Here is a 9,618-nt window from a genome sequence, read left to right as displayed (position 1 = left end):
ACCAGCAAGCTGTCAAAAAATCACCCTTGCAGACGGGGCGGGCCATACGTTTTTAATATGTCGCGCTCCATTCGCGCCCGATCCAGATCCCGGCGTAGCCGCGCGATCTCAGACGCCTGATCCGCCGGCGACGTCATCACAGATACTGGCGGCTTCGCCGCCCGGCCTGTTGGCGGAGCGCTGCCCTCCTGCTGCTTACGCTGCCAGCGACGCAGCATCGTGGGCATGATTCCCAGCTCAGCTGCCACCTCGGTCTGCATCCGACCGCTCGTCTCCCACAGCGCGACCGCCTCGCGCCYGAACTCGTCCGTAAACCGACGCTTCGTCGTCATCGCCATCGTACACCTCCTGGCTCCGCAGAGCCTATCATCGGTGTCCGTCAAACCGAGGGAAGATCAGACCTCGGCTCCACCACCGCCCACGACGACCAGGCCGATTATCCGTCGCTGGCGTCGCTTAGCGCGCGGCGGTCGACGGCTGGTGGCGCGCCGGGCGACACAGGCGGACCGTCCGTTTCCCCGATTGCCAGCCGCGCGAATTGTATGATCCGTTAAGTAATCTCGATTACCGCGTCCCGATGGCGCTACTACCTTTTCGATCGACGATTGCCCGCGGCTGGCTCGCTGCGGCGCTGATGGGTGTTCTGTATTTTGCGCTGGCGGCGTTCACGATCCGGTTCACGCGGTTCGACGGCGGGGTCGCCTTTGTCTGGGTATCGACCGCGCTTTTGCTGGCGCGACTCATCTTGCTGCCGACGGCGCGCTGGGGGCCACCGCTGCTGTGCTGCGGCGTGGCGAGCGTCGTGGCGACGATGGCGTTCGGCCTGGGAACGGGCGCGGCGTTGCCGCTGGCCACGATCAACCTGGCCGAGGCCGCGGCGGGTGCCTGGTGCCTCAAGCGGCGGTTCCCGACGATCGGCAGTTTTGGATCGCTTGCCGAAGTCGGCACCTTCATCGTCGTCGCGGGCATCGCGATCCCCGCAATCAGCGCACTGGGCGGCGCGGCCTGTGCCGTGGCGGCGACCGGGACGGGTTTTTGGTCAAACTGGGTGAACTGGTTCACTGGCCATGGCCTGGGCACGATCACCTTCGCGCCGCTGCTGATCCTGGCGTTTCGTGGCGAGCCGATCAGCATGGCGCGCGAGGCGGGACGGCGGGGCGTGGGCGAAGCGATGGTGCTGCTGGTGATCCTGACGGGCGTGACCGGCTTCGTGTTCGTCCAGACCAAGCTGCCGTTGTTATTCCTGCCCTTCCTGCCGATGATGATCGCAGTGTTTCGGCTCGGCAGGATGGGCGCGGTTGTATCGACCGCGATCGTAGCGACGATCGGGACCGCGCTGACGATCAAGGACCTGGGGCCGATCAGCCTGATCGTCGGCGGCGACGGCGCGCGCGCGCAGTTCCTGCAATTCTATCTGGCGACCGCGGTGCTGATCGTGCTGCCCGCGGCGGCGGAGTTGAAGCGGCGTCGGCAGATGCTCGTCTCGCTGCAAGCAACCAGCGCGCTGCAGCAACTCATCCTCGACCGCACCAGCGACATCATCATGCGGCTCGAGGTGGATGGGACGATCATCTACGTATCGCCGTCAATCAGCCGGGTCGGCGGCTACGCCCCCGAACAACTGGTGGGGCGCAAGCCGCATGACCTGGTGATGGCGGATGACGTCGACGCGGTCGTGACCGCACATCGCCGCGCGCTTGCGTGCCCGAGCGAAACCTTCATCGTCCAGTATCGTGCCATGCGCGAAGGCGGCGAATTAGGGTGGTTCGAAACCCACACGCGCGCGACCGTCGATGAGGAGGATCGCCCGACCGGGGTGGTCAGCATTATCCACGAGATCAGCGAGCGCGTCGCCGCGCAGCAGGAATTGCAGCAAATGGCGACGACCGACGCGTTGACCGGACTCAAGAACCGGCGCGCGTTCGATCTGGCGCTCGGCGACGTGGTCGAGCAGGTCGGTGCAAACGAGCGACCCGGCTGCGTCACGATTTTCGACCTCGACCATTTCAAGACCGTCAACGACCGGTTCGGCCACGCGATCGGCGACCTGGTCATCACCGAGTTCGCCGACGTGTTGCGATCGACGGTGCGCGGCAACGATATCGTCGCGCGGTTCGGCGGTGAGGAATTCGTCGTCCTGCTCGACGCGACGCTCGATCAAGCGACAGTGGTCTGCGAACGCGTCAGGGCGCGGTTCGAGCAGCGCATGATCCAAGACGTGACGGGGCAGCGCGTGTTCGCCACGGTGAGCGCGGGACTGGCGCCGATCGTCGCGGGGCACTCCGCCGCGGCGGTGCTGAAGGCGGCGGACGAAGCGCTCTATCGGTCCAAACACGGTGGTCGCAACCGGCTGACCCTGGCGGCCTGATCCGGTTGTTGACCAACGCCGACGCCGATCACGGTGACGCCAAAATTGGTGGTTTTAAGGGAAACCAAACGAATAGGTGGTTCAATAGACGTATGGCTACCAACTATTCCGATCCGTCCGCGTTATCCGAATCGCGCGTCGTGCCACCAGCGGCGCCGCTCGTCTCCAGCGGTCCAACTCCCCGGTTCGTCGCGTCCGATGTCATCGCCGGTCAGGCGCGGTCGCGGCCCGAGGCGCCCGCGCTGATCGCGCCATGCGGCGCGCTGAGCTATGCCGACCTCGATGCGGGCGCGAACCGGGTGGCGGCGTGGTTGCGGACGCTGGGGGTGGGGCCTGAGAGCCTGGTCGGTATCTGTATGGAGCGGTCGTTCGACCAGCTGACCGTGGCGCTCGGGGCGTGGAAGGCGGGCGGGGCGTATCTGCCGCTCGATCCGGCGTGGCCCGATGGGCGGTTGCGGATGATCGTCGAGGATGCTGCCTGCGCGGTGGTGGTAGGGCGCGACGAGGTCGCCGGACGACTGGCGGGCGTCGATACCCCGGTGCTGGCGCTCGATTGGACTGCGCCCGCGCTGTCGGGCGAGCACGCTGATACAGTGGCGACGTCGGTGTCGCCCGATGCGCTGGCCTATGTGATTTATACCTCGGGCACGACGGGGCGGCCCAAGGGCGTCGAAGTGACCCATGCCAATCTCGCGCACCTGATCGAGTGGCATAACGATGCTTTCGCGGTGACCGCCGGGGATCGCGGCAGCCACCTCGCGGGACTCGGCTTTGATGCTTCGGTGTGGGAAGTCTGGCCCTATCTGTGCGCGGGGGCGTCGGTCGTGCTGGCGCCGGACGAGGTGCGCACCTCCGACGTGCGGCTGAAGGCGTGGCTGATCGTGCAGGGCGTCACCGTGGCGTTCGTCCCCACCGCGCTCGCGCAGGATTTGATCCGCGACGATTGGGCGGAGGGCACGCGGCTGCGGTATGTGCTCACCGGTGCCGATCGTCTGCTCGGGCGTCCACGTGCGGGCCTGCCGTTCGAACTGGTCAACAATTATGGCCCGACCGAATGCACCGTCGTCGCGACGTCGGCGATCGTCGCGTCCGAGACGGCGGACACGGGCCTGCCGCCGATCGGGCGTCCGATCGGCGCGACCACAATCCATATCCTCGACAGCGATGGCGCCCCCGTCGCGCCGGGCGAGCAGGGCGAAATCTTCATCGGTGGGCCGTCGGTCGCACGCGGCTATCGTCATATGTCCGACATGACCGCCGAGCGCTTCGTCACCATTGGTGGCGAACGCCTGTATCGCACTGGCGATCTGGGCGCGTGGCGCGCCGATGGACAGATCACCTTCAACGGCCGGGTCGACGACCAGGTCAAGGTGCGCGGCTATCGCGTCGAGCCCGAGGAAACCGCCAGCGTGTTGCGCGGGCATCCGGCGGTGCGATCGGGCGCGGTGGTCGCTGCACCCGCCGGCGATGGCGGCGACATGCTGGTTGCCTATGTTGTCGTGGCAGACGCGGTTTCGGCGGAAGAGCTGCGCGCGTTCCTCGGCGAGACCCTGCCCGATTATATGATCCCGAGCGCGTTCGTGCGGATGGACACGCTGCCGCTGACCGCCAACGGCAAGCTCGACAAGGCCGCCTTGCCCGAACCGGCGGACGGCAACGCGCTCGATTCGGCCGATTTCGCGGCCGCGCAGACGCCGGTCGAGGAACGGCTCGTCTCGATTCTCGAGGATGTGCTGGGCCGCGGCAAGGTCGGCGTCGACGACAATTTCTTCCTGCTCGGCGGGCATTCGCTGCTCGGCACGCAGGTGGTGCTGCGCGCCGGTGAGGCGTTCGGCATCGAACTGACGCTGCGCGATCTGTTCCAGGCGCCGACGATCCGCCAACTCGCGCTGAGGATCGAGGAACTCGTGATGGCGCTGATCGACGCGATGAGCGACGACGAAGCGCACGCGCGCGCCGCCGAATAGGAGCTGCCCGCCATGAACGCCCCGCTGACCCAGCCGATCGCACCATCGGCGCCGTTCGATCCGAGCCTGAGCCTGTTTCAGCTGCTCGATCCGGCGGTCCATGCCGATCCGTTTCCCTTCTATCAGCGGCTGCGCGAGGAAGCGCCGGTGATGTGGGATCCGTTCATGCACACCTGGGTCGTCACGCGGTACGACGACGTCCATGTCGTGTTGAAGGAATTCAGCGCCGATCGCACCCCCGATCCCAAGAAAATGGAGGCGCTCGGGCTGCCCTCGCTCGGCCCGGTGGCCGATGTGATGGCGAAGCAGATGCTTTTCCTCGACGCACCCGCACACACCCGGTTGCGCAAGCTGTGCATGAGCGCGTTCACGCCGCGCCGGGTTGAGGCGATGGAAGGCAAGATCCACGATATCGCGCACCGGCTGATCGACGAATCCGCGCCGCGCGGCGAGATGGAGCTGATCGCCGATTTCGCCGAACCCTATCCCGCGATCGTCACCGCGGGGCTGCTCGGCGTGCCCCTCGACGACCATCGGATGCTGAAAGCGTGGTCGGCGACCTTCGCCGAAATGCTCGGCAATTTTCAGCACAACCCCGATCGTATCCGCGAGGTGCTGACCTGCGTCGCCGACATGAGCGGCTATTTCCGCGACGCGATCCGCGAGCAGGAACGCAACCCGCACGAAGGGCTGATCCGGTCGCTGATGGACGCCGAGGTCGACGGGCAGCGGCTCGACGAGGACGAGGTGATCGCCAACACGATCGTCACGATGGTCGGCGGGCAGGAAACAACCACCAACCTGATCGGCAACGGCCTGCTGACGCTGATCCGCCAGCCCGACAAGCTCGCCCAGTTGCGCGACCATCCCGAGATCATCGGCAGTGCGGTCGAGGAATTGCTGCGCTTTGAAACGCCGAGCCAGCATACCGCGCGGATCTGTCCCGCGGATACCGAGATCGGCGGCAAGCTGATCCGCAAGGGCGAGGCGGTAATGGCGGTGATGGCGGCGGGCAACCGCGATCCTGACCGCTTCCCCGATCCCGACACGCTCGATCTGACCCGCACCGACAACCGCCATCTCGCATTTGGTTGGGCGGCGCATTTCTGCTTCGGCGCGGCGCTCGCGCGGATGGAGGCGCGGATCGCGTTTACCGCGTTGCTGGCCAAGCTCGACGATCTCCGCGTGACGAGCGACGACCTCGAATGGCGGACCAATTCGGGGCTGCGTGGGCTGAAGGCGCTGCCGATCGCGTTTCGCGCAGCGAAGGCCGCTGCGTGAACGCGCCCGTCGCGCTATCGGATTCGAAGCGGCTGCTGCTCGAAAAAATGTTGCGCGGGCGTGGCGAGTCGGCGGACAAGCCCGCACCGGTTACGCCGCGCGGCACCGGCGCTGCGATTCCGCTGTCAGCCGATCAGCGGCAGGTGTGGCTCCACGCCATCATGGCGCCCGACATGCCGCTGTATAACGAATCGATCACGATTCACCGGTTCGGCAGCTTCGATCGCGATGCCATGGCACGCGCGGTCAACGAAATCCTGCGTCGCCACGAGGCGTGGCGCACCGCGTTCGTCGAGCAGGACGGCGAGCTCGTCCAGCGCGTGCGCGAGCATAGCGATCTCGAGCTACCCTATGATGATGTCAGCGATTTACCCGAGGCCGAGCGCGACGCCGCCGCGCTAAAAATCGGCAGCGACGACGCGAAGCGCGCGATCGACCTGTCCGAAGCGCCGCTGTTTCGCGCGCGGATCGTCAAGCTCGCCGACGATAACCACCGGCTCTACTTCACGCTTCACCATATCATTTTCGATGGGGTATCGATCTATCGCGTGGTCGTGCCCGAGCTTGCCGCGCTCTACGAGGCGTTCGCGAAGGGCGAGCCGTCGCCGCTGCCCGCGCCCACGCTCCAATATGGCGATTATGCGGTGTGGCAGCAGGCGCATCTCGCCAGCCCGCCGATCCGGCGTCAGGTCGATTACTGGCTGAAGACGCTCGCCGATGCACCGCCCAAGCTCGAGATTGCCGGAGATCGCGCCAAGCCGGCGCGGCCGACGCATGCGGGGTCGATGGAGACGTTCCTCCTCTCACACGACCTGACCGAGGCGCTGAAGCGCGTCGCGCGGCGCGAGGGCGTGACGCTCTACATGGTGCAACTTGCTGCCTATCACGCGCTGCTGCATCGCTATTCGGGTGAGGAGGATATCGTCGTCGGCGGGGTGACCGATCTGCGCCGCCGCCCCGAGCTCGAACAGGTCGTCGGCTATTTCCTCAACACGATCGCGCTGCGCGCGAAACCGCGCGGCGACGTGCCGTTCCGTGATTTCCTGCTGGAGGTGCGCGAGTCGGTGCTCGGCGCGTTGGGCGCGAGCGAAGCGCCGTTCGACGAGGTGGTTCGCGCGCTCGACGTCAAGCGCGATCCCGGTACGCACCCGTTGTTCAACTGCCTGTTCTCGATCGAGCCGCCGGTCGAGCCCTTCGCCGACGGCTGGGATCTTACCCAGATGGACGTCGTCGTCGGCGGCGCGAAATTCGACCTGTATCTCGAACTCGACGAGCGGCCCGACGGGATGATCGGGCGCTTTCTCTACAGCACCGAACTCTACGATCCCGAGACGATCCGGCGGATGATCGGGCATTGGCTAAACATCCTCGCAGCGGTTGCCGAGGATAGCAATTGCCTGATCCGCGACCTGCCGCTGCTCGGCGAAGCGGAGTCGCGGCAGTTGCTGGTCGACTGGAATGCGACTGCGGCGACTCCGGCGGCGGCGATGCTGCCCGACGCGGTGCGTGCGCAGGCGGTGGCACGACCGGATGCGGTCGCGATCCGCTTCGGCGATCGAAGCGTGAGCTATCGCGAACTGGATACCCGCGCGGACGCTATTGCGGTCGCGCTGCCAAGTGCCGGTCTCGGTCGCGGCGACCTGATTGGGATCTGCCTCGATCGTTCGCCGGACATGGTTGCGGCGTTGATCGGGGTGCACCGGGCAGGGGGGGCGTATCTGCCGCTCGATCCCGATTTTCCGGCGGCGCGGCTCGACTATATCGTGCGCGATGCCGGATGCGCCGCGTTGCTCGGCGACGGGCGGCTGGCGGATGTGCTGCCGGGGTGCCCGCTGCCGCGTATCCTGATCGACGATATATCGGCGGAGCACGGCGACGTTCTCGCGGTCAAAACCGACCCCGGCGATCTCGCCTATGTGCTCTACACGTCGGGCTCGACAGGCAATCCCAAGGGCGTCGAGATCAGCCACGGCGCGCTGATGAACCTGCTCGAGTCGATGCGTGATCGACCCGGGTTCGGCGCGGACGATGCGCTGCTCGCGGTGACCACGCTCTCGTTCGACATCGCCGCGCTCGAACTGTTCCTGCCGCTGATTAGCGGGGGCGAATTGATCATCGCGCCGCGCAGCATCGCGGTCGATCCGCGCGCGCTGGCCGAGCTGATCGACACGACCAAACCCAGCGTCATGCAGGCCACCCCCGCGACCTGGCGCGCGCTGATCGAGGCGGGCTGGCGCGGCGATCCCGACTTGCACATCCTGTGCGGCGGCGAAGCGTTTCCGCGCGATCTGGCCGATGCATTGCTCGCGAGGGCGGGCGACGTCTGGAACATGTACGGGCCGACCGAGACGACGATCTGGTCGACCATCGAACGGGTCACGCCCGGCGACGGCCCGGTGCCGATCGGCCGCCCGATCGCCAACACCCACATCCACATCCTCGACGCCTATGGCAACACCGCGCCGATCGGGGTGATCGGCGAATTGTTCATCGGGGGCGCCGGCGTTGCCGAAGGCTATCGCCACCGCCCCGACCTGACCGCGGAGCGGTTCGTCGAGACGCGTGCGGCTCCGGGAATGCGACTCTACCGGACCGGCGACTTGGCGCGGTATCGCGCGGATGGGACGATCCTGTGCCTTGGGCGCGTCGACAGCGACGAAAAGATCCGCGGCTATCGCGTCGCAGTCGAGGAGATCGAGGGGGCGTTTGCGAGCCACCCCGCTATTGCCGCCGCGGCAGTACGCAGCTGGCCCGATGCCTCGGGCGAACGCGCGCTTGCGGCTTATATCGTGCCGCACTTCGATGCGCGGCCCGAGCGCGCCGACCTCCGCCAGCATCTGGCGCTGACGCTGCCCGATTACATGATTCCGTCGCATATCGAGACGCTTGGCGCGCTGCCGATGACGCCGAATGGAAAGGTCGATCGCAAGGCGCTGCCCAAACCGGGTAGCGATGCCGCCGCACCCGTCGAGGGTGCGCAGGGGGAAACCGAGAAACGGCTCGCCGCGATCTGGTGCGACCTGCTGCGCGTCGGCGACGTCGGGCGCGACGACAGCTTCTTCGATCTCGGCGGCCATTCGCTGCTGGTCGCGCGGCTACTGGTGCGGATCGAGCAGCAATGGGGCCGCCGTATCGGAATGGCCGAATTCTTCCGCGCCGCGGCGCTGCGCGAACTGGCCGCGCGGATCGACGCGGGCGGCAGCGCCGACCTGGCCGAGTTCATCCCGCTCCAGCCCGAGGGCGACGGAATGCCGCTGTTGTGGATCGACGGGGGTATTGCGGTGCGCCCGCTCGCCGAGGCGCTGGGCACCGATCGCCCGGTGCTGGGCCTGCCGCTGGGGCCGATCATCGAGCCGATGCTCGGTCCCGACCTGACGTTCGAAGCCATCGCCGCCGCGGTCGTCGCGGTGATCCGCGAGCGCCAGCCGCGCGGGCCGTATCTGATCGGCGGGTGGTGCACCAACGGCATCTTGGCATACGAAGTCGCGCGGCAATTGCGCGCGGCGGGCGACGAGGTGCCACTGCTGGCGCTGGGTCATTCGATGAGCCCGGTCGCGTTCCTCGCGATCACGCCGATGGCGATGCGGCTAAGCAAGGCGCGCTATCATCTGAAGGTCTGGGCGCAGCTGTCGGCGGGCAAGCGGCTGAGCTATGCGTTCGATCGCGCGCGCGGGGTGCTCGAGGATGTCGGGATCGCGGAGGTCGTGACCGACAATGCCGAATATCGCCGCAACATCGAAGCGCTCGAGCAGGCGGCATATCGCTATACGCCGGGCGGCTATGACGGCGCGGTCGCGCTGTTCCAACCGGCCGAGCGGCTCGACGTGCTCGATTCGCGGCCCGGCTGGGCGGCCCATGTGACCGGTCCGCTCGAAACCTACGACATTCCCGGATCGCACGGCACGATGGTCGATTTGCCGCACGTCGCGGTTTATGCGGCGCGGCTGCGCGCGGCGATCGACTGGGCGCTCGCCGACAGGCCCGCCGCGCTGGCCGCGTGAC

At 67.0% G+C, this 9,618-nt stretch carries 4 protein-coding genes and 1 pseudogene; 4 read left to right on the top strand and 1 reads right to left on the bottom strand.

Annotated elements, in window-relative coordinates; translation table 11 throughout:
- Positions 1–143 precede the first annotated feature (143 nt).
- Positions 144–332: pseudogene (locus EAH84_RS13870) on the bottom strand (transposase); the annotation flags it as partial.
- Between the two features lie 245 nt (positions 333–577).
- On the opposite strand from EAH84_RS13870, the gene EAH84_RS13865 reads away from it, so the two are divergent.
- The 4 genes from EAH84_RS13865 to EAH84_RS13850 all read left to right on the top strand — a co-directional run bounded on the left by EAH84_RS13865 (position 578) and on the right by EAH84_RS13850 (position 9,617).
- Positions 578–2,368: a GGDEF domain-containing protein gene (locus tag EAH84_RS13865; RefSeq protein WP_140872589.1), complete on the top strand. Its 1,791-nt coding sequence runs from the start codon at positions 578–580 to the stop codon at positions 2,366–2,368.
- A gap of 92 nt (positions 2,369–2,460) precedes the next feature.
- Positions 2,461–4,335 (top strand): non-ribosomal peptide synthetase, encoded by a 1,875-nt coding sequence (locus tag EAH84_RS13860; protein WP_140872588.1) that lies wholly within the window; start codon positions 2,461–2,463, stop codon positions 4,333–4,335.
- 12 nt (positions 4,336–4,347) lie between these two features.
- The gene (locus EAH84_RS13855) at positions 4,348–5,616 is read left to right on the top strand and encodes a cytochrome P450 (RefSeq protein WP_140872587.1); all 1,269 of its coding nucleotides are present in this window, start codon (positions 4,348–4,350) and stop codon (positions 5,614–5,616) included.
- Positions 5,613–9,617 (top strand): non-ribosomal peptide synthetase, encoded by a 4,005-nt coding sequence (locus EAH84_RS13850; RefSeq protein WP_161978404.1) that lies wholly within the window; start codon positions 5,613–5,615, stop codon positions 9,615–9,617. Before EAH84_RS13855 ends, EAH84_RS13850 begins: the two co-directional genes overlap by 4 nt.
- The last annotated feature ends 1 nt before the right edge of the window (position 9,618 follow it).

Source organism: Sphingomonas oligophenolica (genome assembly GCF_006438955.1).
GTDB classification, from domain to species: Bacteria; Pseudomonadota; Alphaproteobacteria; order Sphingomonadales; family Sphingomonadaceae; genus Sphingomonas; species Sphingomonas oligophenolica_A.
Note: the sequence above shows the minus strand (reverse complement) of the source record. Positions and strands in the feature narration are given on the sequence as shown.